Source organism: Micromonospora sp. AKA38 (assembly GCF_027925725.1).
GTDB lineage: Bacteria > Actinomycetota > Actinomycetes > Mycobacteriales > Micromonosporaceae > Micromonospora.
The window spans coordinates 928529-953889 of record NZ_BNEI01000003.1 but is presented as its reverse complement, the minus strand read 5'-3'; the positions used below and the strand labels follow the sequence as shown (position 1 = coordinate 953889).

Annotated in this window: 21 protein-coding genes; 14 read left to right on the top strand and 7 right to left on the bottom strand. The window is 74.9% G+C overall.

The window, feature by feature from the left end:
- Positions 1–126: 126 nt before the first annotated feature.
- The 3 genes from TPA0908_RS12885 to TPA0908_RS12875 all read right to left on the bottom strand — a co-directional run bounded on the left by TPA0908_RS12885 (position 127) and on the right by TPA0908_RS12875 (position 2682).
- On the bottom strand, positions 127–951 hold the full coding sequence (locus TPA0908_RS12885; RefSeq protein ID WP_281937719.1) for an ABC transporter permease: 825 nt from the start codon (positions 949–951) through the stop codon (positions 127–129).
- The gene (locus TPA0908_RS12880; RefSeq protein WP_374709205.1) at positions 948–1889 is read right to left on the bottom strand and encodes an ABC transporter ATP-binding protein; all 942 of its coding nucleotides are present in this window, start codon (positions 1887–1889) and stop codon (positions 948–950) included. Before TPA0908_RS12880 ends, TPA0908_RS12885 begins: the two co-directional genes overlap by 4 nt.
- 136 nt (positions 1890–2025) lie before the next feature.
- A complete protein-coding gene (locus TPA0908_RS12875) occupies positions 2026–2682 on the bottom strand; it encodes a hypothetical protein (RefSeq protein ID WP_281938586.1) in 657 nt (218 codons plus the stop codon).
- 160 nt (positions 2683–2842) lie between these two features.
- Between TPA0908_RS12875 and TPA0908_RS12870 the strand changes: the two genes are divergently transcribed.
- The 8 genes from TPA0908_RS12870 to TPA0908_RS12835 all read left to right on the top strand — a co-directional run bounded on the left by TPA0908_RS12870 (position 2843) and on the right by TPA0908_RS12835 (position 11546).
- On the top strand, positions 2843–3622 hold the full coding sequence (locus tag TPA0908_RS12870; RefSeq protein ID WP_281937716.1) for a GNAT family N-acetyltransferase: 780 nt from the start codon (positions 2843–2845) through the stop codon (positions 3620–3622).
- Complete coding sequence (locus TPA0908_RS12865) at positions 3619–4548, top strand: lysophospholipid acyltransferase family protein (protein ID WP_281937715.1); 930 nt, start codon at positions 3619–3621, stop codon at positions 4546–4548. The genes TPA0908_RS12870 and TPA0908_RS12865 overlap by 4 nt, the downstream gene beginning before the upstream one ends.
- A gap of 243 nt (positions 4549–4791) precedes the next feature.
- Positions 4792–5631, top strand: coding sequence for a DUF4097 family beta strand repeat-containing protein (locus TPA0908_RS12860; RefSeq protein WP_281937714.1), 840 nt, complete (start codon positions 4792–4794; stop codon positions 5629–5631).
- Positions 5628–6248 (top strand): PadR family transcriptional regulator, encoded by a 621-nt coding sequence (locus tag TPA0908_RS12855; protein ID WP_281937712.1) that lies wholly within the window; start codon positions 5628–5630, stop codon positions 6246–6248. The genes TPA0908_RS12860 and TPA0908_RS12855 overlap by 4 nt, the downstream gene beginning before the upstream one ends.
- A gap of 63 nt (positions 6249–6311) precedes the next feature.
- A complete protein-coding gene (locus TPA0908_RS12850) occupies positions 6312–7013 on the top strand; it encodes a response regulator transcription factor (RefSeq protein ID WP_107160940.1) in 702 nt (233 codons plus the stop codon).
- On the top strand, positions 7010–8566 hold the full coding sequence (locus TPA0908_RS12845; protein WP_281937708.1) for a sensor histidine kinase: 1557 nt from the start codon (positions 7010–7012) through the stop codon (positions 8564–8566). Before TPA0908_RS12850 ends, TPA0908_RS12845 begins: the two co-directional genes overlap by 4 nt.
- A 62-nt stretch (positions 8567–8628) precedes the next feature.
- Complete coding sequence (locus TPA0908_RS12840; RefSeq protein WP_281937706.1) at positions 8629–10218, top strand: S1C family serine protease; 1590 nt, start codon at positions 8629–8631, stop codon at positions 10216–10218.
- Between the two features lie 266 nt (positions 10219–10484).
- On the top strand, positions 10485–11546 hold the full coding sequence (locus TPA0908_RS12835; protein ID WP_281938584.1) for a glycosyltransferase family 4 protein: 1062 nt from the start codon (positions 10485–10487) through the stop codon (positions 11544–11546).
- 4 nt (positions 11547–11550) lie between these two features.
- On the opposite strand, the gene TPA0908_RS12830 is transcribed toward TPA0908_RS12835, so the two are convergent.
- Entirely contained in the window at positions 11551–13050 is a 1500-nt protein-coding gene (locus tag TPA0908_RS12830) for a serine/threonine-protein kinase (RefSeq protein ID WP_281937704.1), read from the bottom strand.
- 163 nt (positions 13051–13213) lie between these two features.
- Here TPA0908_RS12830 and TPA0908_RS12825 point away from each other — a divergent pair, with 163 nt between their 5' ends.
- The 6 genes from TPA0908_RS12825 to TPA0908_RS12800 all read left to right on the top strand — a co-directional run bounded on the left by TPA0908_RS12825 (position 13214) and on the right by TPA0908_RS12800 (position 21717).
- Positions 13214–14047: a patatin-like phospholipase family protein gene (locus TPA0908_RS12825; RefSeq protein WP_281937702.1), complete on the top strand. Its 834-nt coding sequence runs from the start codon at positions 13214–13216 to the stop codon at positions 14045–14047.
- The gene (locus TPA0908_RS12820; protein ID WP_281937701.1) at positions 14047–15069 is read left to right on the top strand and encodes a 1-acyl-sn-glycerol-3-phosphate acyltransferase; all 1023 of its coding nucleotides are present in this window, start codon (positions 14047–14049) and stop codon (positions 15067–15069) included. The genes TPA0908_RS12825 and TPA0908_RS12820 overlap by 1 nt, the downstream gene beginning before the upstream one ends.
- 56 nt (positions 15070–15125) lie before the next feature.
- Complete coding sequence (cutA, locus tag TPA0908_RS12815; RefSeq protein ID WP_107160928.1) at positions 15126–15446, top strand: divalent-cation tolerance protein CutA; 321 nt, start codon at positions 15126–15128, stop codon at positions 15444–15446.
- A gap of 47 nt (positions 15447–15493) precedes the next feature.
- Positions 15494–19165: an SCO7613 C-terminal domain-containing membrane protein gene (locus tag TPA0908_RS12810; RefSeq protein ID WP_281937699.1), complete on the top strand. Its 3672-nt coding sequence runs from the start codon at positions 15494–15496 to the stop codon at positions 19163–19165.
- 137 nt (positions 19166–19302) lie between these two features.
- Complete coding sequence (locus TPA0908_RS12805; RefSeq protein ID WP_281937697.1) at positions 19303–20355, top strand: fatty acid desaturase family protein; 1053 nt, start codon at positions 19303–19305, stop codon at positions 20353–20355.
- A gap of 210 nt (positions 20356–20565) precedes the next feature.
- Positions 20566–21717, top strand: a complete 1152-nt coding sequence (locus TPA0908_RS12800) for an FHA domain-containing protein (RefSeq protein WP_281937696.1) — start codon at positions 20566–20568, stop codon at positions 21715–21717.
- A gap of 61 nt (positions 21718–21778) precedes the next feature.
- Here TPA0908_RS12800 and rocD read toward each other — a convergent pair whose 3' ends face one another.
- From rocD to TPA0908_RS12785, 3 genes are all read right to left on the bottom strand, one after another.
- Positions 21779–22993: an ornithine--oxo-acid transaminase gene (rocD, locus tag TPA0908_RS12795; protein ID WP_281938582.1), complete on the bottom strand. Its 1215-nt coding sequence runs from the start codon at positions 22991–22993 to the stop codon at positions 21779–21781.
- Positions 22993–23808 carry a dimethylargininase gene (gene ddaH / locus TPA0908_RS12790; protein ID WP_281938580.1) on the bottom strand — a complete coding sequence of 272 codons (816 nt, stop codon included), beginning with the start codon at positions 23806–23808 and terminating at the stop codon, positions 22993–22995. The genes rocD and ddaH overlap by 1 nt, the downstream gene beginning before the upstream one ends.
- Positions 23809–24441: 633 nt before the next feature.
- Positions 24442–25338: a DUF4190 domain-containing protein gene (locus tag TPA0908_RS12785; protein WP_281937694.1), complete on the bottom strand. Its 897-nt coding sequence runs from the start codon at positions 25336–25338 to the stop codon at positions 24442–24444.
- Between the last annotated feature and the right edge of the window lie 23 nt (positions 25339–25361).

Here is a 25361-nt window from a genome sequence, read left to right as displayed (position 1 = left end):
GTGGCCCGTTTCACAGAAGATGCCAGAAGTTCGGCAAACGCTGCGTGTCGTCCCGACTCCTGCTAGCCGACGACGGCCCCGGTCGGTGACACGGGTCACCGACCGGGGCCGAATCCGAACGACGGATCAGGAGATGTCGCGTCGCCGGATGGTCAGCACACCGATCACGCCGGTCACCACCGCGTACCCGATCAGCACCGCCGCGCCGGCCCAGCGCGGCGGGTTGCCGGGGATCTCGGCGCCGCTCACCATCAGGCCGGAGGCCAGCGACGGCACCAGCAACTGGAGCTCGTTGATCCAGTCGCCGAACCGCTCCGCCAGCAGGCCGATCGCGATGGCCGCGCCGATGGTGCCGCCCAGGTAGAGCAGGATGCCGGTCACGGTGGCGCCGATCTGGCTGCGGATCAGCACGCCGAGGCCGACGCCGAGCACGGACCAGAGCAGGTAGGCCAGCCCGTTGAGCGCGACCGCGCGCCAGACCGCCCCGCTGTCGAGCTGCGAGCCGACGTCCACCGCGTTCAGGATCAACGGTGCGAAGATCAGGTTGAGCACCGTGGTGACGATCCAGAAGCAGAGCGCCAGCACGCCGGCGGCGGCGAGCTTGGCCAGCATCACCGCGGTGCGGTGCGGGGCGGTGAGGAACGTGGTGGTCACCGTCTGGTGGAAGAACTCGCTTGTCACCACCACGATGCCGAGCAGCATCACGATGAGCAGGCCGAAGAACTGGCCGTTGGTGTAGAGGTTGGCGGCGATGCTGTCGGCGCTGGAGACCGCCTGGATCTGGTCGGCCTGCTCGCCCGACACGTCGCCCACGTTCCCACTGGTCAGGGCGTCGGTCTGCAACCAGTTGAAGCCCAGCGCCAGCGCCCACAAGGGCAGGCTGATCAGCCCGAAGACCCACCAGGTGCTGGTGGTACGGATCTTGAGCAGTTCGGATCGGACCAGCGTCATCGGATCTCCGCCTTTCCGGCCGTCAGCTCCAGGAAGACCCCTTCGAGGTCGGGACGTTCGGTGGTCAGCTCGTGCAGCTCCACCTTCGCGGCCAGCGCGATCCGGCCCACGGTCGGCGCGTCCACGCCGCTGACCAGCAGCGCGCCGTTCGGGTCGGCGTCGACGGTGGCGGACTGCTCGCGCAGCGCGGCGGCCAGCTCGTCCGCCTGCGGGGTGCGCACCCGGATCCGGGCGCCGTGCGTCATCGAGCCCATCACCTGCTCGACCGGGCCCTGCCGGACCAGCTTGCCGGCCGCGATGATCACCACGTCGTCGGCGAGGAGCTGCATCTCGGAGAGCAGGTGGCTGGAGACCAGCACCGTCCGGCCCTCGGCGGCCAGGCCCTTGAGGAAGCCCCGCATCCAGCGGATGCCCTCCGGGTCCAGGCCGTTGGCCGGCTCGTCCAGGATCAGCACCTGCGGGTTGCCCAGCATCGCGGCGGCGATCCCGAGCCGCTGCTTCATGCCCAGCGAGTAGCCCTTGAACTTGCGCTTCGCCGCCGGAGAGAGCCCGACCAGGGCCAACGCCTCGTCCGCCCGCGACTTCGGCAGGCCGGCCGCCGCGCAGATCACCCGCAGGTGGTTGATGCCGGTGCGGCCCTTGTGCGCGCTGGACGCCTCCAGCACCGCGCCGACCGTCCGCAGCGGGTCGGTCAGGTCGGCGTACCGGTGGCCGCCGATGGTGGCCGTGCCGGCGGTCGGCGTGACCAGGTTGAGCAACATGCGCAGCGTGGTCGTCTTACCGGCGCCGTTCGGGCCGAGGAAGCCGGTGACCCGACCCGGCTCGACCGTGAACGACAGGTTGTCGACCGCGCGGACGTTCTTGTATTGCTTGGTCAAGCCGGACACGATGATCTGGCCGGTCGCGGCACTGGGGCGTGGCTGCCCGTCGGACATCATTCTCCTCTCCTGCCCCGGCGCGCTGGACGCACGCCGGTGGGACGCCGTTGCGGAGGCGCCCCGCTCAGCCTTCCAACCCGGTGCAACCGGGTCAATCAGGCGGGATGTGTACGCGCCGTCCTCCTCAGGGAGGAGATCAGCCGGCCGGGAGCGCGATCCAGGTGGCGCGCGCCCGGCCGAGCAGCGCACCGTCCGGACCGTACAGGCTGGTGTGCACCTCGGCCTTCCGCCCCTCGCCGCCGACCGCGAGCCCGGTCACCACGCACGCGTCGCCGGGCCGGGGCAGCGCCGTGATCTGCGCGGCGATCCGGCCCAGCACGTACGGGCGGCCGGCGGAGAGCACCGCCCAGCCGCCCGGGCAGTCCAGCGCCGCCCAGACCGTCGCGGGCACCACGTCGGCCGGTGCGCGGAACGGCGCGGCGGTCCGCCCGTCCGGCAGCCGGCCGGGAAAGATCCGCAGGCCGTCCGGGTGGTCCGGGCCGCAGACGTAGCAGCGCGGAAACGGGTGGTCCACCAGACCGGGGTACGCCCGCGCGGCGGCCTCGGCCGTGGCCGGGTCCACCGGCGGCACCACCGCGTCCACCGGCTCGACCCGGCGTACCTCGGCGACCAGCCGGCCCGCCGGATCGTGGATACCGCCGTCGGCGGCGGTCAGCGGCGTGTCCAGCGGCGGCGGCCGGCGCAGGGTGACCTGCACCGGGCCCCGGTCGTCGACCAGCGCGGCGAAGATCCCGGCGCTCCAGCCGCCGTTGCCGGAACCGTCCGGGCCGTGGAAACGGGCCTCGACCAGCACGTGCACCTCCGGATGATGGTCCGCCGGCGTCGTCGCCGGTGGTCGCCCGGCAGCCTCGCACACCCGCCGGCCCGGGTCCGCACGCCGCCGCCGACCGGCGTTCACCGGATCGACACCCCTCACCCCGGGCCCGGCAACCCGTAGCCCCTACACAGGACCCATGGCTGTTCTGCACGCCGCTGGCGCACCCATCACGACCAGCGGTTACACCCTGCTGATCGCCGACGACCCGACCCTGGTCGCGGCCGCGCAACGGCTGCGCCACGAGGTGTTCGCCGGCGAACTCGGCGCCACCCTGCCGCCCGACGCGGCCGGGCTCGACACCGACGGGTTCGACGCCCACTGCGACCACCTGGTGGTGCTGCGCGAGGACACCGGCGAGGTGGTCGGCACCTACCGCCTGCTGCCGCCCGGCCGCACCGACCGCCGGTACGCCGACGGTGAGTTCGACCTGACCCCACTGGCCCCGCTGCGCGACGACCTGGTCGAGGCGGGCCGCTCCTGCGTGCATCCCGACCACCGCACCGGCGCCGTGATCAACCTGATGTGGGCCGGCATCTGCCGCTACCTGCACCTGCGCGGCTCCCGCTGGCTGGGCGGCTGCGCCTCGGTGCCGGTCGCCGACGGCGGGACCGCCGCCGCCGAGGTGTGGGCGCAGGTCACCGAGCGGCACCTCGCCCCGCCGCCGCTACGGGTGACCCCGCGCCGGCCCTGGCTCGCCGAGGCGCCGGCAGCACCCGCGCCGGCGGCGCTCACCCCGGCCGAGCGCCGGGCGCTGGTCCCGCCGCTGCTCCGCGGCTACCTGCGGCTCGGTGCCTGGATCGGCGGCGAGCCGGCGTACGACCCGGACTTCGGCTGCGCCGACTTCTACGTGCTCTTCTCGCTGGACCGGATGAACCCGCGGCACCTGCGGCACTTCCTCGGCGAGGTGGCGTCGTGACACCGCTCGGCGACGATCTGTGGCGCCCCGCGTCCGGCTGCGGGCCGCGGTGCCTGCCCCACGCTGCCGCCCCGGACGTCTCCGCGCTCCGCCGGGTCGGCCGGCTGCTCGGCGTACTCGTCATGCTCGTGGTCGGGGCCGGCCTCGCCGCGGTGCTGCCGCTGCTGCCGGCGGCCGACCGGCGGGCCGCGCTGCGCGCCTGGGCCCGTACGACGTTGCGCGCCCTCGGCGTGCGGCTGGTGGTCCGGGGCCGGCCGCCGCGCCGCCGTGCCCTGCTGGTCGCCAACCACGTCTCCTGGCTGGACATCCTCGCCGTGCTCGCGGTGTCGCCGGCCCGGATGCTGGCCAAGCGGGAGGTGCGCCGCTGGCCGGTGCTGGGCGCGTTGGCCGCGGCGGCCGGCACGATCTTCGTGGACCGGTCCCGGCCGCGCGCGTTGCCGGTCACCGTCGCCCGGGTGGCCGACGCGCTGCGCGCCGGGCATCCGGTGGCGGTGTTCCCGGAGGGCACCACCTGGTGCGGCGCGCCGTCCGGCTGCCGCCCGACGCGCGGCTTCAGGCCGGCGATGTTCGAGGCCGCGGTGGTCGCCGGGGCGCCGGTGGTGCCGCTAGGCATCGGCTACCGGCACGCCGGTGACGCGAGCACGCTGCCCGCCTTCCTCGGCGCGGAGACGCTCTGGGCGTCGCTGCGGCGGGTGCTGGCGGCCCGGGACCTGACCGTGTCGGTGACCGTGGCCGCCGCGCTGCACCCGGCCGACGGGGCGGACCGGCGGCTGCTGGCCCGCGCCGCCGAGGTCGCCATCCATCCGGCCCCGCCCATCCGGACACGGGTCTCCCGCCCGCTCTCCGCGAGCCGCCCGTTTCCCGCGAGCCGCCCGCTTCCCGCGATGCCGGTGCCCGGCGAGGCGGTCGTCGATCTGGTGGCCTGACAGTTCGCCCTTCGCCCAGCGCTCCCACCAGCAAAGATGGATCTTCCGTAGGCTGGGACGGGAGTGAATCTTGGACTGCATCGGCCCCTCCGGGGGCCGTTTCGTACCAAGATCTCGCGTGCCAAGATTTCGGGGTAGACGCGATACGGTCGCGATGCAGGTCTTGATGAGTCGCGATGTATCGCGTTATGCTCCTCCCGTCACTCGACGTGTCGTCCGGCACGTCGGCGAGGGGAGGACGCCATGGCCAGTTGGACGGTCGACAGTCCGCGCCGGCTCACGCTCGACGAGCCGGTCACCCGGCTGGAGGTGCGGCTGGTCAGCGGCCGGCTCAACGTGGTCGCCGCCGACGGCCCGGCCCGGGTCGACGTCACCCGGATCAGCCGCCGGCCGATCGTGGTCGAGCTGCGCGACGGTCGGCTGACCGTCCGGCACGAGCGGATGCCCCGCTGGCCGGGCGTGCTCTGGTGGCTCGGTCAGCTCCGCCGCCGGTTCCGCGCCGAGGTGTCGGTCGCCGTGCCGGCCCAGGCGCTCGCCGACCTGCACCTGATCGACGGCGCGCTGGTCGCCTCCGGGCTGCGCCGGGACACCCGGGTCGACGTCACCTCGGGCCAGGTCACCCTGATGGGGCTGCGCGGACGCACCACTGCCAAGGTGGTCTCCGGTCCGGTGGAGGCGCTCGGCATCGGCGGCGACCTCGACCTGGAGACGGTCTCCGGGGAGCTGATCCTGGCCGACAGCGCGCCCGAACGGGTGCGGGCCCACGCGGTCTCCGGCTCGATCACCTGCGACCTGGACAACCCGCGGGGCAGCGAGATCCGGCTCAGCGCCATCTCCGGCAGCATCACCGTCCGGGTCCGCGAGGACAGCGACCTCAGCGTGCACCTGCACACCACCTCCGGCCGGATCACCAGCGGCTTTCCGCAGATCTGCGGCGGCCAGCACGGGTTCGGCGCGGTCAAGGACAGCCACGGCGTGCTGGGCGGGGGCGCGGGTAAGCTCTGGGCGTCCGCGACGTCCGGCAGCATCGCGCTGCTGGCCCGCCCGGTGGCGGACGCCGACGACGTGGAGGACCTGCCGTGACCGCCGTGTTCACCCACGGGCGGCTCCGGCTCTACCTGCTCAAGCTCCTCGACGACGGGCCGAAGCACGGCTACGAGCTGATCCGCCTGCTGGAGGAGCGGTTCCTCGGCCTGTACGCGCCCAGCGCCGGCACCATCTACCCCCGCCTGCAACGGCTGGAGGTGGAGGAGTTGGTCACGCACACCGCGGTGGGCGGGCGCAAGGTCTACGAGATCACCGAGGCGGGCCGCGCCGAGCTGCGCCAACGCGCCGACGAGCTGGCCACGCTGGAGGCCGACATCAGCGCCTCCGTCGAGGACCTCTCCGCGCTGGCCGGTGAGATCCGCACCGAGGTACGCGGCTCGGTGCGCGACCTGAAGCGGGAGCTGCGCGAGGTGACCCGGCAGACCCGGCAGGGCCGCTGGACGCCGCCACCGGCCACCCGGCTCGGTGACCACGACGGGGCGGCCCGACCGGCGGAGGCGCCGCTGCTCGTCGAGTTCGACGAGCGGCTGGCCGCGTTCACCGTCGAGGTCGGCGCGCTGGTGCGGGCCGGGCGGCTCAGCGACAACCAGCTCCGGACCGCGATCCGGCTGCTCGACGGCGCGCTCGACGGGCTGCGGCGACTGCTCCGCTGAGCTCACAGGTTGTTTCCAGCCACCACCCAGCGCGACCGCAGCCGGAGCACGGATGATGGGGCCATGGCGGCTACCCACACCGAGGCTCGACTGCTCGTCGTCGAGGACGATCCCAACATCCTCGAACTGCTCTCCGCGAGCCTGCGCTTCGCGGGCTTCGACGTGGCGACCGCGACCAGCGGCAGCGCGGCGCTGCACGCCGCCAAGGATCACCGGCCCGACCTGGTCGTGCTCGACGTGATGCTGCCCGACCTCGACGGCTTCGAGGTCATCCGGATGCTCCGCGAGGGTGGTACGCGTACCCCGGTGGTGTTCCTGACCGCGCGGGACGCCACCGACGACAAGATCCGCGGGTTGACGCTGGGCGGCGACGACTACGTCACGAAGCCGTTCAGCCTGGAGGAGCTGACCGCCCGCATCCGGGCCGTGCTGCGGCGCACCGCGACCGGCGAGCAGGCGCCGTCCCGGCTCACGTTCGCCGACCTGGAGCTGGACGAGGAGACCCACGAGGTGCACCGGGCCGGCCAGCGGGTGCAGCTCTCGCCGACCGAGTTCAAGCTGCTGCGCTACCTGATGCTCAACGCCAACCGGGTGCTCAGCAAGGCGCAGATCCTCGACCACGTCTGGAACTACGACTTCCGCGGCGACGACAACATCGTCGAGTCGTACATCTCCTACCTGCGGCGCAAGGTCGACAACACCCAGCCCCGGCTGATCCACACACTGCGTGGGGTGGGGTACGTGCTGCGCAAGCCGGCGGCGTGAACGCCGTCCACGACGCGAAGAGCTGGCTGCGCGGGATCCCGCTCCGGCTCAAGCTGGTCACCTCCGTCCTCGCGCTGGTCGCCCTGGCGCTCGTGGTGATCAGCAGCCTGACGGCGTTCCTGCTGCGCAACTACCTGATCGGGCAGGCCGACGACCAGCTCCGCGGTGGTGCCTTCAACGTGGCCCGCACCCTGGAAGAGGCGAACGGGAACCCGATCAAGGTCAATATCCCGTCGGACTACGTGGCGACCACGGCGGCGCCCGACGAGCCGCCGGACGCGCCGTCGCGCTACGAGGGTCTGCGCGACGCGGAGCTGCCCCGGTTCCCCGCCGACTACGCCGGCTACAAGGAGCGGGTGGGCGACCCGTTCACGGTGCGCTCCGAGGACGGCCGGAGCCGCTGGCGGATGCTGTACACCGCTCTCCCCGACGGCCGGGTCATCGCGTTCGGGCAGCACCTCACCGCCGTCGACGCCGCGGTCCGGCAGCTCATCTGGATAGACCTGCTGGTGGGCGGCGCGGTGCTGATCATCCTGGCGTCGGTGGGCGCGGGCATCGTGCGTACCAGCCTCAAGCCGCTTGTGGAGATCGAGCGGACCGCGGGGGCCATCGCCGGCGGCGACCTGACCCGGCGGGTGCCCGACCCGGAGGAGGGGCGGCCCTGCCCCACCTCCGAGCTGGGTCGGCTCTCCCGGGCGTTGAACACGATGCTGGCCCAGATCGAGGCCGCGTTCACCGCGCGGGCCGCCTCCGAGGCGGCGGCGCGCAGCGCCGAGACGGGCGCCCGGGACGCCGCCGCCCTGGCGCAGGCGTCCGAGGCGCGGGCCCGCCGGTCCGAGGAACGGATGCGGCAGTTCATCGCGGACGCCTCGCACGAACTGCGGACACCGCTGACCACCATCCGGGGCTTCGCCGAGCTGTACCGGCAGGGCGCGGCCCGGGCCCCGGAGCAGACCGCCGACCTGCTGCGCCGCATCGAGGACGAGGCGTCCCGGATGGGGCTGCTGGTCGAGGACCTGCTGCTGCTGGCGCGGATGGACCGGGAACGGCCGATCGCGTTGGCCCCGGTGGAGCTACCGGTGTTGGCCTCGGACGCGGTGGAGGCGGCCCGGGTGGTCGACCCGGAACGGCGGATCGAACTGGAGCTGGAACCGGGCGCGGGCCCGCTGGTGGTGCTCGGTGACGACGCCCGGCTGCGGCAGGTGATCGGCAACCTGATGACCAACGCGCTCACCCACACCCCGCCGGACGCCGCGGTCACGCTGCGGCTGCGGGCCGAGGCGGGGAACGTCGCGGTGGTCGAGGTGGCGGACACCGGCCCCGGCCTGACCCCGGAGCAGGCCGAACGGGTCTTCGAGCGGTTCTACCGGGTGGACGCGGCCCGGACCCGGCGGGCCGCCGGGCCGACCAGCACCGGCCTCGGCCTGGCCATCGTCGCCGCGCTGGTGGCGGCGCACCACGGCACCGTCGAGGCGGTCGCCACGCCGGGCGGCGGGGCCACGTTCCGGGTGAAACTGCCGCTGCTGCCGGAGACGCCGGAGTCGGGCGAGTGACTTACAGAAAACATTCAGGCGGATTCCAGGCTGGTGACAGTGCGGCGGGGAAAGCTGTAGGCATGACCGACCACGAGACCGAGCCGCAGCGGTCGCCGGCACCTGCCGACGCCCAGCCGTCGCACCACACCGCCGAGCTGCCCCGCGTCGAGAGCGGGACATCGGACTCCACTCCGGCCGCCGCGTCGGTTCCGGCCGACTCCCCGGCCGCCGGAACCACCGCCCACGCCGACGCACCGACCAGCCCGTACGCGCCGTCGTCCGACACGCCGGCCAGCCCGTACGCGCCGTCGTCCGACACGCCGGCCAACCCGTACGCGCCGTCCTCCGCCGCGCCGGCCAGCCCGTACGCGCCGGGTGGCGCGTACGCCCAGCCGTCCGGCAGCCCGTACGCCCAGCCCTCCGCGCCGCCGTACCCCGCCTCGGGGCAACCGCAGAACTGGTACGGGTCGCCGCAGCAGGGCGGGTGGGCGCAGCAGGGCGGCTCCGGCTACCCGTCGTCGCACACCGGGGGACCCGTCCCGACGTACCAGGCGCAGCCGTACCCCCCGCACCAGGCCGGGCAGCCGGTCCCGCCGTGGGGACAGCACCAGCCGGCGCGGCCCAGCCGGGCCGGCAAGTTCGTCGGCGCCGGCGCGTTGGCGCTGGCCCTGATGCTCGGCTCGGGCGTGGCCGGCGGCGCGTTGGCCCTCGCGCTCGACGACGGCGGCGGCGTCACCCGCACCTACTCCGCCGCTCCGGTGATCAACAGCGCCGACCTGCCCAAGATCGCGGCTGCCGTGCAGGACAGCATCGTCACGATCATGACGGACAGCGGTGAGGGCTCCGGGGTGATCCTCAGCGCCGACGGGTTCGTGCTGACCAACAACCACGTGGTCGCCTCCGCCAGCGGCGACACGGTGAAGGTGGTCTTCGCCAACGGCAAGAACGCCTCGGCGAAGATCGTCGGCACGGATCCGAAGACCGACCTCGCGGTGGTCAAGGCCAGCGGCGTGAGTGACCTGAAGGCGGCGAAGTTCGGCGACAGCGACGGCATGCAGGTCGGTGACCAGGTGCTCGCGCTGGGCAGCCCGCTCGGCCTCCAGGGCTCGGTGACCGCCGGCATCCTCAGCGCCCGCGACCGCACCATCTCCGCCGGTGAGGGCGGCCAGCAGCAGACCCCGCAGCAGGGGGCCAGCTCGATCTCCGGCCTGTTGCAGACCGACGCCCCGATCAACCCGGGCAACTCCGGCGGCGCGCTGGTCAACACGCGGGGCGAGGTGATCGGCATCAACACCGCGATCGCCACCGCCGGGCAGGGCAGCAACGGCAACATCGGTGTCGGCTTCGCCATCCCGAGCAACAAGGCCAAGGACGTGGCCGAGAAGCTCCAGCGCGGCGAGAAGATCAGCCACCCGTCGCTCGGGGTCAGCGTGAACGCCGCGGAGGACGGCGGCGCGATGGTCGCCGCGGTCACCCCGGGCAGCGCCGCCGAGAAGGCCGGGATCCAGCGGGGTGACGTGATCACCAAGTTCGGCGACAAGGTGATCAACGATTCCAACGACCTGGTCGGCGCCGTGCAGGCCGGCAAGGTCGGCGACCGGGTCGAACTTCAGTACAAGCGAAACGGATCTGACGAGACGGCAACCGTGACGCTCGCCGAAACGTCATAGTCCGCAAGACCTACCTCCCTCCCGGGGCGGTGGGCGACGGAGCCAAGGGGGTTGGCTTCGTCGCCCACCGCCCCTCTTCGTGTCTCACCCGGTCCGGGTGAGCCGTCACCGGCCCGGTGACCGGTCCGGGCCCGGACGCCGTTTACCGCGTGTCGCGTCGGGAACCCGCCGCCGATCGGGTACGCCGGGGACCAGCGGGGGAGGGACTCGTGGCCGTCGACCAGCCACCGCCTGACCGGGCGCGGGCCGGGCCGCTCCGGATCGCGATGGTGGTCCCGCCGTGGCTGTCGGTGCCGCCACCCGGCTACGGCGGGTTGGAGACCCTGGTGGCCGGGCTGGTCGACGCGCTCGTCGACCGCGGGCACGCGGTGACGCTGTTCGGCGCCGGCACCGAGCACGGCACCGCCGCCGAGTTCGTCTCCACCTGCGCCGAACTGCAGTTCGACCGGTTGGGTGAGTCGCTGCCCGAGCTGGCCCACCTGGCGCACGTCGACCACCTGGTCGACCCGGCCGACTTCGACCTGGTGCACGACCACAGCACCATCGGCCCGATGGTGGCCGGCCGCCGCCGGGTGCCGACCGTGGCGACCGTGCACGGCAACCCGGTCGGCGAGTACGGCACCGTGCTCAGCAACACCGACCGGGGGGTCGGCCTGATCGCGATCTCGCACGCCCAGCGCCGGGCGAACCCGGGCCTGCCGTGGGTCGGCACGGTGCACAACGCGATGCCGCTGCGGGACTTCCCGCACAAGCACGCGCCGGGGGCCGGGCCGGTGCTCTGGCTCGCCCGGTTCAGTCCGGACAAGGGCCCCGACGTGGCGATCCGGGCCTGCCGGGCGGCCGGGCTGCCGCTCACCCTGGCCGGCAAGTGCAACGAACCGACCGAGCGCCGCTACCTGGAGCAGGTGGTGGGGCCGTTGCTGGGCGAGGACGTCACGCTGGTGGTGAACGCCGAGCGCGAGGCGGTGCTGCGGCTGCTGCTCGACGCGCGTTGCCTGATCATGCCGATCCAGTGGGCGGAGCCGTTCGGCATGGTGATGGTGGAGGCCATGGCGACCGGTACGCCGGTGGTGGCGCTGCGCCGGGGCGCGGTGCCGGAACTGGTCCGTCCCGGGGTCACCGGGCTGGTGTGCGACACCGCCGACGAGTTGCCGGCGGCGCTGCGCGCGGTCGCCGACCTGGACCCGGCCGACTGCGTCGCGCACGTCGCCGAGAGCTTCTCGGTGGAGCGGATGGCCGCCGGGTACGAGGCGGTGTACCGGGGCTTCCTGGCCGGGCGGGCGACGACCGACGGCCCGCGGGCGGTCGCGGGGCTCGTCACCGGTTGACCGGTCAGGTGCGCCCGACCACGAGCGCCGCTGCCGCGGCGTCGAGTTGCCGCGCGTACCCGGGGGTGATGCTGCCCTCGCGTCGACGCTCGGCGATCTTGCCGCGGAGGCGCTCCACCGCGGCGGTCACCTCGTCCTCGCCGCTCGCGGCCACCGCGTTGCGCAGCAGGTTGCGTAGGTCCACGCCGACATCGCTGCGGATCTGACCGTCGGTCAGCCCGGCCTCGATCAGCCCGTCCACCCGCTCGGCCGCATCCGCCGGCTCGTCGGTCGGCGCGGCCGGGACGGTGGTGGCCGGCGCGCGGGTCGGCTCGGGCGGCGGCGTGGTGGCCGGGTCCCCGTCACCGGTCGGCACGCCGGTGGGTGTCTCCACCGGCCCGGCGGTCGGCAGCACCCGGGGCTCGACCGGCCGGTCCGGCGTCAGCGCCGGCACCAGCAACGCGGCGGCGGCGACCAGCACCACCCCGGCCCCCGCCAGCGCGAGGACGCGGCGTCGGCCCGGCCCACCGACCGGCGCCGGTTCGCCCGCCGGACCGGGCCCCCCCGCCGGGCCGTGCTGGGCCGCCGGGGCGGGCGGGACGGGGACCGGCTGGGTCGGCGGGGCCGCTGTCCGGCTCAGCGCGGGCAGCGTCATGGTCGGCGCCAGCATGGTGGCGGCCTGCGGATCGGCGGGGAGCAACTGGTCGCGGAGCACGGCCGCCACCCGGTGCGCGGTCGGCCGGTCCCGCGGATCGCGGGCCAGGCAGCGCAGGCAGATCTCCGCGACGGGCCGGGGCAGCCCGGGTACGCCGTCCAGCGTGGGCGGCGCGTGCTCCGCCAGCGCGGCGCTGAGCTGCTCCCAGGTGTCCGCCGGGTACGGCGGCTGGCCGGTCAGGGTCTCGAAGAGCAGCACGCCGAGCGAGTAGACGTCGGTGGCGGGCTGGGCCGGCGCGCCGTCCAGCCGTTCCGGCGCCACGTACGCCGGGGTGCCGAACGTGCCGCCGTCCTCGTCCTCGTCCGGTGCCCCGACCCGGGTGGCGATGCCGAAGTCGAGCACCTTCGCCCCGACGCCGGTCATCATCACGTTGGCGGGGGTGACGTCGCGGTGCACGATGCCGAGCCGGTGCGCCGCGGCCAGCGCCTCGGCCACCTGCGCGCCCGTCTCCACCGCCGCCGCCCAGGGCAGCGGCCCCTCGGTCAGCCGGTGCTCCAACTCCTCGCCGCTGAGCAGCTCCATCACCACGAACGAGGTGATCGAGCCGTCCGGCGCGACCGTCTCGCCGTAGTCGTGCACGGCGGTGACGTGCGGGTGGTCGAGCTGCGCGGCCGAGCGGGCCTCCTCGCGCACCATGTCGCGGAACCGGGCGTCGGCGGCGAGCGAGGGGGCGAGCACCTTCACCGCCACCACCCGGTCGAGCACCTCGTCGCGGGCCCGCCAGATCACCGACATGCCGCCGGCGCCGATCCGGTCGATGAGCCGGTACCGCCGGGCCAGCAGACGGCCGGCTTGGAGTGTCGCCTTCACCTCGCACCTGCCTGGGCTCGGGAGCGCTACCAGGTTGCGGGAATGTGTCCGGCCTGTCAACGGGCGTCCGGAAGCCGGTCACGATCCGCGCGTCGGCCGTGGCCCACCGTGCCCGGCCGGGCACGCCGGGCCGGACCGCGCGGCCCGTGCCAGGATGAACGGCATGGCAGGCGGTCCGGTGGCGTTCGTGCTCGGTGGCGGGGGAGTGCTGGGGGCGGTCGAGGTCGGCATGCTGCGCGCCCTGCTCCGTGCCCGGATCCGGCCCGACCTGGTGCTCGGCACCTCGATCGGCGCGGTCAACGGCGCCCTGGTCGCCGCCGACCCGACCGAGGCGGTCACCGACCGGCTGGTCCGGCTCTGGGCCTCCCCGGAGGCGAGCGAGGTGTACGGCGACTCGGTCGCCCGGCAGCTACGCCGCTTCGCCGCGCGGACCCACCTGCACTCGCCCCGCCCACTGCGCCGCCTGCTGGAGAGCGAACTGGGTGAGGCGACCACGTTCGCCGACCTGGCCGTGCCGTTCCGGTGCTGCGCGGCGAACATCGAGCGCGCCGCCGAGTACTGGTTCTCCGAGGGGCCGGTGGTGCCGGCGGTGCTCGCGTCCGCCTCGGTGCCCGGGCTGCTGCCACCCGCCCAGATCGCCGGCCAGCACTACATCGACGGCGGGGTGGTCAACTCGATCCCGGTCGGCGAGGCGGTGGCGGCCGGCGCGACGCAGATCTTCGTGCTCCAGGTGGGCCGGATCGAGCGCGAGCTGAGCCCGCCGCGCCGGCCGTGGGAGGTCGCCCAGGTCGCGTTCGAGATCGCCCGCCGGCACCGGTTCGCCCGGGAGATGGCGGCGCTGCCCGACGGCGTCGAGGTGCACGTACTGCCGACCGGCGGGTTGGAGCCGCGCGACGACAGCCCGTGGGCGTACCGGGACATGGCGGCCGTGGGGCGGCGGATCAGCCGGGCGTACACCGCCTCCCGCCGTTACCTGGACACCGCGCTGGAGCGTTGATGCCGCTGCCACCCCGCTGGGTACGCCGACTGCTGCTCGCGCCCGGCGTCGTGCTGCTCGCCGTCGCCGTGGTCACCACGCTGCCCGGTTGGGCGCTGCTGGCGTTGGCCGCGTCGCCGCTGGTGCCGGGGCGGCTGCGCCCGCTGCGGCTGCTCTGGATCGGCACCGTCTACCTGGTCTGGGACGCCGCCGCGCTGCTCACGCTCTTCGTGCTCTGGCTGGCGTCCGGGTTCGGCCGGTACAAGCGTTCGCCGGCGTTCCAGCGGGCCCACTACGTGGTCGCCGGCCGCTTCCTGCGGGTGTTGTTCTGGCAGGCCCGGTGGACGCTGCGGCTGAGCATCGACGTGGTCGGCACCGACCCGGACACCGCGCTGCCCGGCCGCCCCGAGCTGGTTCTCTGCCGGCACGCCGGGCCGGGTGACTCGTTCATCCTGATCCACGCGCTGGTGAACTGGTTCCACCGGGAGCCCCGGATCGTGCTCAAGGAGAGCCTCCAGTGGGACCCGGCGATCGACGTGCTGCTCAACCGGCTGCCCAACCGGTTCATCGCGCCCGGCGCGGACGGCCGGGACTCGGCGGTACGGCAGATCAGCCACCTGGCCACCGGCCTCGACGACGACGACGCCTTCGTGATCTTCCCGGAGGGCGGCAACTTCACCCCGTCGCGCCGGCTGCGGGCGATCGCCCGGCTGCGGTCGCTCGGGCTGGAGCGGATGGCGCTGCGGGCCGAGCGGATGCAGCACGTGCTCGCCCCGCAGCCCGGTGGACTGCTTGCCGCGCTGGACGCCGCGCCGGACGCCGGGGTGATCTTCGTGGCGCACACCGGCCTGGACCAGTTGCTCACGGTCGCGGACGTGTGGCGTGAGCTGCCGATGGACAAGCGGATCGTGATGCGGTTCTGGTCCGTGCCGCCGGAGGAGATCCCCGCCGGCAAGCAGGAGCGCATCGACTGGCTGTTCGACTGGTGGGCCCGGATCGACAAGTGGATCGCCGCCACCCGGGACGGCACGGTCGACGCCTGAGCGGCTTTCGTGCCCGGATACGGCGGCGCGGCCCGGACGCCGCGTAGGGTGCGCTGGTGGACCAGATCTGCGTGGTGACGACGGTGGTGGATGCCCGCCGGGTGGCGGACGTGTTGGCGGCTGCGGCCGTCGCCGGCCGCCTGGCGGCGTGTGCCCAGGTCGGCGGCCCGGTGGACAGCACCTACTGGTGGCAGTCGGCGATCCAGACCACCGCCGAGTGGTCGGTGCGTTTCAAGACCACGCCGGACCGGGTGGACGCGCTTGTCGACCAGATCCGGGCCAGCCACCCGTACGAAGTGCCGGAGATCCTGGTCGCCCGGGAGGACAGCGGCAACCCGGACTACACCGCCTGGGTACGCGAACACACCCGGCCCTAGGTACCCCTACTCTGTCCGCCCGCCCCGCCACCGGCGAGGCTGACCGGGTGGAGAACACCGGCTACCCCTGCCCCGGGTGCGGCGCACCGGCCGACCTCGTCGCCGGCTGCCGCGCCTGCGGTCGCCCGCCCTACCCGCCCGCCGCCGAGGTGGTCCGGCTGGACCGGGAGATCGCCGCGCTGACCCCGCGGGTGGACGCGGCCCGGGTCGCGTACCAGGAGCTGGCCGGCCGGCTGTCCACGGTCCGGCAGCGACGGGCGGCGCTGGCCGCCCGGATCCGCCTGGAGATCCCCGCGCCCCGGACGGTCACCGCCGGGGCGCCGATGCACCCGTCGCAGCCGGTGCACCCGTCGCAGCCGGTGCGGCCGGTGCGGCCGGTGCAGCCGGTGCGGCCGGCGCCGCCCGTCGCCGGAACGGCCCGGGCCGGTGGCGCGGAGACGTCCGGCCGGGCGGTGCAGGGTCTGCTCTTCGTGCTCGGAGGACTGCTGCTCGGCACCGCCGCGATCGTCTTCACCGCGGTCGCCTGGGCCGCGTTCGGGGTGGCCGGCCGGGCGCTGATCCTGCTCGCCGTCACCGTGCTGGCCCTCGCCGCGCCGCTGCTGGCCCGGGCGCGCGGGCTGCGCGGCACCGCCGAGACGATCGCCGCGGTGGGGCTGCTGCTGGTGCTCCTGGACGGGTACGCCGCCTGGTCGGTGGACCTGTTCGGGGTCGCCGGCTGGCCGGGCAGCCGGTACGCCGCGCTGGTCGCGGCCGTCAGCGCTGCCGTGGCGGCCGGCTACGGGCGACTCAGCCGCCTGACCGCGCCGTGGTTCGCGGCGTGGCTGGCGGCCCAGCCGGTGCTGCCGCTGGCGGTGGCGGCGGCCCGGCCGGGGGCGGCCGGTTGGGCGTTGGCCCTGACCGCGCTGGCGCTCGGTGACCTGGCGGTGGTGGTCGCCCTGCGCCGCCGGACCGCCCGTGCCGGCGGCGCGCGCCTGGGGGGTGGCGCCGGCACGGGCCCGGCCGGCGGGGCGGTGTGGGCCGGGCAGGTGCTGGGCTGGCTCGGGCACGGAGCGGCGCTGGCCCTGGCCGCCGGCTTCGCGCTGGTGCCGCTGGCGGTCGGCCGCGCGGGCGGCACCCCGCTGCTGGCCGGCGGTCCACTGCTGGTGGTGGCGCTCGCCCTGGTGGCGGGCGCGTACGCGGCCGGTGGCCGGATGTGGCGCGCGGTGGCCGCCGGGCTGCTGGTGCCGGTGCTGGCCGCCGCGCTTGTACGTCCGGTCGCCGCCGAGCGTCCCGGGCTGCTGCTGCTCGCGGCCGGGCTCACGGTGGCGGTGCTGGCCGGCGCGGTCCGGGCGCTTCCGGCGCGGCTGCGGACCGGGCCGCGGATCGGTGCGCTCGCGGTGGCCGCCGGGCTGGGACAGGTCACCGTCGTACTGACCGGGGTGACGGCCGCGGCGGTCGCGGTCGCCGCGGTCCGGGCCCGGCCGGGCGGTTCCGTGCCGTCCTGGGGCTGGCAGTTGCCGCCCGCGTTGCTGCTCGTCGCCGGCGCGGTGGCGCTGCTGACGCCCCGGGCCGCCCGGCCGCTGGTCGGGGTGGTGACCGCCGGGTTGGCCGTCCTCGCCGCGCCGGCCGTGGTGGGCACGCCGTGGCCGGCGGTGCTGGTCGCCGACCTCACGGTGGCCGCCGCGCTGCTGCTGGGTGCCGTGGCCCGGCCGCGCCGGGGCCGGGTCGTCGTCGGAGTCGCCGCGTCGGCGGGGGCGGTGCTGGTCGGGCACGCGCTGCTGGTCGGCTGCGCCGCGCCGGCCGGTGCCGTCGCGGTGCTCGCGGTGACGGCAGTGCTCGGCGTGGCGGTGGCGGCACTCGGCCGGCGCGGTGCGGGCGCCCAGCCGGTCGTCGCCGGGCTGGCGCTGGCCGTGGCGCTGCTCGCCGTACCGGCGGCGGTGGCCGTCGCGCTGCTCGGCCTTCACGCGCCGACCTGGTGGCAACTGCGGGGCGGGGCGACCTCCGTCGTGGTGCCGGTGGTCGCCGTGCTGGCGGTCCGCCGCCGGTGGCCCGACCTGACCGGGTACGCCTCGACGGCGCTCGCGGTGGCGCTCGCCGCGCTCGGCCTCGGGCCGCTGGTCGCGCCGGGCCGGGAACCGGTGGCGCTCTACGCGGCGGCGGGAGTGCTGCTGGCGCTGGCCGCCGGCGGTGGGACGACCCGGCCGGCGTACGCCCCGCGGGTGGTCGGCGCGGCGCTGGCCGGGCTGGCCGGGCTGGCCGCCGCGCCGGGCGCGCTTGCGGTGCTGGGGGAGCTGCCGGTCCGGCCCTGGGCCGGGGCACCGGCCGGCACGGCGGCTCCGGCGGAGGCGGCCCGGGCCGGGTTGACCCTGCTGCTGCTCGGCGTCGCCGCGGCGGCGTACGCCCGGATCGGGACGCCGGTCGGCCGGCGCGTGCGGGCGGCGCTGCCGTTCGGCGCGGTGGCCCTGCCGGTGCTGCTCGCGGCGGCCGGCGCGCCCTGGCCGGTGGTGCCGGCGGTGGCGTTCGGCACCGGCCTGGCCGCGCTGCTGACCGCCGCCACGGCGGGTCCGGGCCAGGCCACCTCGGTGGGCGACGCTCCGGCGTCGGTCCCGGGCCCGGCGGGGGCGCGAACGGCGAAACCGGCGGGGGCGCGTCCGACGTCGGCCCCGGGTTGGTGGTTGCCGGTGCTGGTGCTGACGGGGGCGGTGCTCGGCGGGTTCGGGTTCGGCGGGCTGGTCGCCACCCGGGCGGGGACGCTGGCCGGGCTGGGGGCGCTGGTGGTGGCCGGCGTGGTGGTGGGCGTGACCGGGTGGTCGGGCGCGGTCCGGCTCGGCGGCTGGATGGGCGCGGTGGCCGCGGCCACCGGCTTCGCGGTCACCGCGCCGCTGGCCGGCGGCCTGCCGTTGCGTACCGCCGGGTTCGCGGTGCTGGCCGTCGCGGCGGTGACCCTGCACGCCGCGCCGGCGCTGCGGGTCACGCCCCGATTCGTCGATCTTGGACTTGTGGTCGCTCGCAAGAAGCGCGATTCCGACATCGTGGGCGCCACAACTCCAAGATCGACGCAGTGGACGCGGTGGACGGCGACGGGTGCGGTGCTGGACGGGGTGGCGCAGGCGGTGGCGCTGCTCGCGCTGCTGCTCACCGGCGGCGCGCTGCGGTACGCGGCGGCGGTCTGCGCACTCTGGGGCGTCGTCGTGGCGGTCCGGGTGCTGCGCCGTGGTGAGACGCCGGGCCGGCGCGCCGCTCTCGCGGCGGTCGCAGGCGGCAGCGAGCTGCTCGGCGGCTGGCTGCTGCTGGCGGCCGGCGGGGTGGCGGTGCTGGAGGCGTACACGGTGCCGGCGGCGGCGCTCGCCCTCGGCGCGGGCCTGTTCGCGTTGCGGCGCCGGCCCGGGCTGACGAGCTGGCTGGCGCTCGGGCCGGGGCTCGGCGCGGCGCTGCTGCCCAGCCTGGTCTCGGTGCTGGCGGCACCGGACCTGCAGCCGCTGCGCCGGCTGGCGCTGGGCGCGGTGGCGCTCGGCGCGGTGCTCGGCGGCGCGGTCCGGCGCTGGCAGGCACCGGTCCTGCTGGGCGCGGCCACGCTGGTGCCGCTGGCGCTGCACGAGCTGGCCCGGAGCTGGGACCTGCTGCCCCGCTGGGTCTTCCTCGCGCTGGGGGGCCTGGCGCTGATCGGTCTGGCCGCCACGTACGAGCGACGCCGCCGCGACCTGGCCCGCCTGCGTGCCGCCGTCACCCGCCTGACCTGACCGCAACCCACGGGGGTGGGGGCAACCCCACCGGTGGTTCGGGGGATGACGGGATTACCCAGGGCCACGAATTTCGGCACGATGGTCACCGAGGGTCACGATCGGACGGGGCCCACGGCCAAGCGGGGGGATCGCGGATGACGACTTCGACGGTGGCGGCACCGGAGGGCCGGCGGGGCAGCGACTACGCGCGGCTGTCCCGCCGGGTCGCCGAGGCCGGGTTGTTCGACAGGCGGCCGGGCCGGTACGCGGTCCGCATCGCGCTCACCCTGGGCGCGTTCCTGGCCGGCTGGGCGTTGGTGGCGGTCGTCGGCGACTCCTGGTGGCAACTGCCGCTGGCGGCCGTCATGGCGGTGGCCACCACCCAGGTGGCGTTCCTCGGGCACGACGCCGGGCACCGGCAGATGTTCCGCCGGCGCGGGCCCAGCGAGGTGGCCGGCCTGGTCGCCGGCAACCTCGCCGTGGGGCTCAGCTACGGCTGGTGGGTGGACAAGCACAACCGGCACCACGCCAACCCGAACCACGCCGACGAGGACCCGGACGTCGGCGCGGGCGCGCTGGTCTGGACGTACGAGCAGGCGCAGGCGACCCGGGGACTGAGCCGGTGGCTGGCCCGGCGGCAGGCGTGGCTGTTCTTCCCGATGCTGCTGCTGGAAGGGCTGGCGCTGCACGTGGCGAGCGTACGGGCGCTGGTCGGTCGGCAGCCGGACGGCCGGTGGCGCGTACCGGTGCGGCACCGGGCCGTGGAGGCGACGCTGCTCGCGGCGCACACCGCCGGCTACGTCGGCCTGCTGCTGGCGGTGATGTCACCGGGCAAGGCGCTGCTCTTCGCCGCCGTGCACCAGGGACTCTGGGGGCTCTACATGGGATGCGCGTTCGCCCCGAACCACAAGGGCATGCCGATGCCCACCGCCGACGACGACCTCGACTATCTCCGCAAGCAGGTGCTCACCGCCCGCAACGTGCGCGGCGGCCGGTTCGTCGACCTGGCGCTGGGCGGCCTCAACCACCAGATCGAGCACCACCTGTTCCCGAACCTGCCGCGCGCCAACCTGCGCCGGGCCCGCCCGCTGGTCCGGGCGTACTGCGCCGAGCAGGGCATCCCGTACGCGGAGGCCGGGCTGGTCGAGTCGTACCGGCAGGGGTTGGCGCACCTGCACGACGTGGGGCGACCGCTGCGCGCGGGCTGAGTCGGGCGGGCCGGGCGGGGGCGTCGAGGGGTGTCCCCGCCCGGCCCGGCCGGTGGCGTGCGCCGCTTCCGGCGTGCGGGGGAACGCCGCCGTCGGACGCGGCCGGTAGGGTCGTCGCAGTGGTGGGACGGCGCGTCGCCGGGGTGACGCGCGGCCCGGTGGGCGACCGGCCCCGACCGGGTCAAGCGACGACATGGTGCGGAGCGCGGCATGAGATTCGAGATCAGCAAGGTGCTGGACGCCATCGAGGGGCGGGTCTGCACCGACCCGTTGCTGGCGCGGGCCGTGGTCGACCTGGCCGAGGTGATCCGCTGGCAGAACCTGGACGGCGGGCGGCCGGCCAGCCTGCTGCGGCTCGGGATGGTGATCGACGCGTTGTCCCGGCAGATCGGCGAGGACAGCGTCCAGGTCTACGCGATCGTGCACCGGGCGCTGCTGTCCGACGCCGACCTGACCTCCAACGAGCGGATGGTGGTCCGCCGCTGGGCCGACGACGGCCTGGTGGAGGTGCTCGACCAGCCCGGCGACCGGATGCTGGAGGTGGCCGACCTGCTCGGCCTGCCGGTGCTCACCCGCGCCCGGCTGGACGGGCTCGTCGGCCGTTACCCGTGGGTCGGCCAGGCCGGCCGGGTGCTCGCGCCGGTGCCCGGCGCCGGCGGGCCGGTGTTCATCGCGCACGTCGGCGGCGGCCAGGACCCGGTCACCGGCTCCCGTTCACCGGCCGGCGTCAAGCTGCTCTCCCGGCAGTGGCGCTGCCCCGAGCCGGGCTGCGCGCTGTTCGGCGGCGGCGGGGGTGGCGGCGCCTTCGCCGACCTGGCCGCGATCGACCGGACCCCGTCCGAACAGCCGCCGCCCACGTTGCGCACCGGCGCGCCGACCTGCCCCCGGCACGGCAGCCGCCTCTCCGACGCCGGGCAGCGCCCGCGCAGCGAGGTGCTGGCGGTGCGGATCGGCGGGCTGGTGCGGAAGCGGTTCGTGCTCACCGAGGCCGAGCCGGTGGCGGTCGGCCGGGCCCCGGACGGCCCCGGCGGCGTGACGCTCGGCCAGTGGCTCAACGACGAGGCCCGCCGCTGGATCAGCCGCAGCCACGTCCGGTTCGACCTGGGGCGCGGCGGCGAGGTGGTGGTCACCGACACCAGCACCAACGGCTCCGGCATCCGGCCGGGCGGGTCGATGGTCGAGACGGAGCGGATCCCGCTGCCGCCCCAGCAGTCCCGGTCGTTGGGCGAGGGCGACCTGATCGAGCTCTACCCGGGCGTGCAGATCGGGCGGGCCGCCGAGACGGCCAGCGACGCGACGTACACGCCGAACTCGGTGATGGCCGAGGCGCCGACCATGGCGATGCGGCTGCCGCGTCCCTGACCCACGAGCGCGAAGGGCGCCGGGACCGTCGTGGTCCCGGCGCCCTTTTCCGCGTACGCCGTCAGCCGGCCAGCACGGCGGCGAGCTGCGCCACCGCGTGGTCGATCTCGTCGGCGGTGATCACCAGCGGCGGGGCGAGCCGGATGGTCGAGCCGTGGGTGTCCTTGGCCAGCACCCCGCGCTCCATCAGCCGCTCGCACGCCTGCCGGCCGCTCATCAACGCCGGGTCGATGTCGACGCCGGCCCAGAGGCCGCGCACCCGGACCGCGACGAGGCCCTTGCCGAGCAGCGCCTCCAGGCCGGCCTTCAGCCGCTCGCCCAGCACGGCCGAGCGGCGCTGGAACTCGCCGGTGGCGAGCAGCCGGACCACCTCGGTGGCGACCGCGCAGGCCAGCGGGTTGCCGCCGAACGTGGAGCCGTGCTGACCCGGCTGGAGCACGCCCAGCACGTCGGCGTTCGCGGCCACCGCGGAGACCGGCACGATGCCGCCGCCGAGCGCCTTGCCCAGCAGGTACATGTCCGGGACGACGCCCTCCAGGTCACAGGCGAACGTGGCGCCGGTGCGCCCCAGCCCGGACTGGATCTCGTCGGCGATGAACAGCACGTTCCGCTCGGTGCAGACCTCGCGCACGCCGGGCAGGTAGCCCTCCGGCGGCACCACGACGCCCTGCTCGCCCTGGATCGGCTCCAGCAGCACGGCCACCGTGTTCTCGTCGATCGCCGCGGTCAGCGCGGCCAGGTCGCCGTAGGGAACCACGGTGAAGCCCGGCGTGTACGGACCGAAGTCGGCCCGCGCGTCCTCGTCGGTGGAGAAGCTGACGATGGTGGTGGTACGGCCGTGGAAGTTCCCCTCCGCCACCACGATGTTGGCCTGGCCCGGCGTGACGCCCTTGACCTGGTAGCCCCACTTGCGGGCGACCTTGATGCCGGTCTCCACCGCCTCGGCGCCGGTGTTCATCGGCAGGACCAGCTCCTTGCCGCAGAGCGCGGCCAGCTCCCGGCAGAAGTCGGCGAACTGGTCGTGGATGAACGCGCGGCTGGTCAGCGTGAGCCGGTCGAGCTGGGCGTGCGCCGCCTCGATCAGCTTCGGGTGCCGGTGGCCGAAGTTCAGCGCCGAGTAGCCGGCCAGGCAGTCCAGGTAGCGGCGGCCGTCCACGTCGGTCAGCCAGGCGCCCTCCGCCGAGGAGATCACCACGGGCAGCGGGTGGTAGTTGTGCGCCGTGTGGCGCTCCGCGTCCCGGACCGCGGAGGGTGTCCGCAGCATGTCGTCGATGATCACTTGATCGCCTTTCCCTGACGGAGTCGCAACGTGCAGCACTTCGGTCCGCCGCCGGCCTTGCGAAGCTCGGACAGGTCGATCCCGATGGTCTCGTAACCCCGGTCGCGCAGCTTCGCGGCCAGGTCGGTGGCCTGCGCCGGCAGCACCACGTGCCGGCCGTCGCTGACCGCGTTCAGGCCCAGCACCTCGGCGTCGGCCATGGTCGCGTGGATCGCGTCCGGGAAGAGCCGGCGCAGCACCGCCTGGCTGCCCGGCGAGAACGCCTCCGGCAGGTACGCCACGGTCCGCTCGTCGAGCACGGTCAGCGCGGTGTCCAGGTGGTAGAAGCGGGCGTCCACCAACTGCATGGTGACCACCGGGTAGCCGAAGACCTCCTGGAGCTGCGCGTGCGACGCGTGCGCGGTGCGGAACCCGGTGCCGGCGAGCAGGTGGTCGCCGACCAGCAGGACGTCGCCCTCGCCCTCGTTGAGGTGCTTCGGGTCGTACATCTCGAAGCCGGCGGCCTCGAACCAGGCCCGGTACGCGGGCGCCTCGTCGGCGCGCTGCGGGTCGCGGAACTGCACCGCCATGGCCTTGTCGTCGATCACGGTGCCGCCGTTGGCCGCGAACACCATGTCCGGCAGGCCGGCGACCGGGTCGATCAGCTCGACCTCGTGGCCCAGGTCGAGGTACGTCTGGTGGAGCTGCTCCCACTGCCGGATCGCCAGGTCGGCGTCGACCGGGGCGGTGGGGTCCATCCACGGGTTGATCGCGTAGTCGACGGCGAAGTACGTCGGCCGGCACATCAGGAAGCGCTGGCGGGTAACGTCCATCGTCATGTGGTGCTCCCAGGGTCGGGCGCGCCCGGCCACGGTCGGCCCACGGGCTGGCGCCGTGGGTCAACCGTATGCGGCCCGGTGCGTCGACTTCCACCGCGAAACCGTGCGTCGAGCAGCTGATCATTGCGTCTAACGACGCTTCATCGACCGATTGTTGCGTCTACGCACTCCCGCCGTTCTACTTCCTCGTCGTGCTTCCCTCGCGCGTCGGGCGCCTCAGGTTGCCGCCGGCTCGGCGAGCTGGCGTCAGTCCGCGCGCTCCCGCAGCCGGCGCGCGACTCGCCGCCAGCCGTCCCGTCGCCCCCAGCCACCCGCCCCAGCCACCCCGGCACGCGGCGTACTGCGCCCGAAAAGCCCGAACGGCCGAGATCTTGGTAGGAAATGGCCCCTAAGGGGGCCGAAACGTACCAAGATCTATGGGGATCTCGACGGGTGGAACGTTTGTCTCTGGTAGTGGGAGTGGGCGGGGGGCCCACACGTCGGCGGGACGGGAAAAACACTTCGGGGGGCGGCGAATCGCCGCCCCCCGAAAGGGTGTTGCCCTGCCGGTGAACCACCGGAGCTGCCCGGTGAACCACCGGAGCTTTGTCGGGCTGCCGGTCGCTGCCGGCGATCGAGATAGTGCCCTCAGAATCGATCGACAAACTGTGAATCAAGCCACTCGCGGAAGCGGCTCACCCACTCGCCGTCCGTGGTCGGCCAGTCGAACTGGCCGGTCATCGCCACGATGCCGAGCACCACGGCGGCCAGGCCGACCATGATGCCGATCAGCGCGTCGGTCTTCCCGGCCACGTGCCGGCGTCGGGTGGCCATCAGACCCAGCACCGCGAGCACCGCGCCGACCGCGCCGAGCCCGATGCCGTAGCCGGCCAGCGTGCCGGAGAGCACGAAGAGCGCGCCGACCACGGACACGATCAGACCGAGCGTGGCGAGCAGGCTGGCCCGCGGCTTCTTCGTCAGCTCCGGGTCGAGTTCCCGGTCGGGGCGGCCGTCGCCGTCCAGGTCGACGGGACGGTCCGGGCGGCCGTCCCGATCCAGGTCGACGGCACGATCGGGGCGACCGTCGCCGTCCAGGTCGACGGCACGGTCCGGGCGGCCGTCCCCGTCCAGGTCGACGGCCTGCTCCCGGGTGGGTTCCGGGTCGACGGTCCGCGTGCTCCGACCCGACGGCCGGCTGGTCGCCGCCCGGGCCGCGGCGGCCCGCTGCGCCGCCCGCCGCTCCGCCTCACCGGTGCGGGGCGCGGTCTCGACGCGCGCGGCGTCGGTGACCGGTCCGGGGTCGGTGACCGGCCTCGCGTCGGCGACCGGTCCGGCGTCGGCGGCCCGCTCCGCCTCGGTGGCGGTCGCGCCGCTGCGGTACGTGGTCCGCACCGCGTCGCGGTCGGTCACCACCGGCCGGTCGGCCGTTCCGTCCGCGGGCGGGGTTCCGTCGGCGGCCGGGGGCCCGTCGTGGGCGTCCACGACCCCGTCGCCGTTCACATCGGTACTACGCGCCGGAGAGTTCCGGCGGGACAGGATGTTCACGTTGGTACCTCCTGATCCAGGCG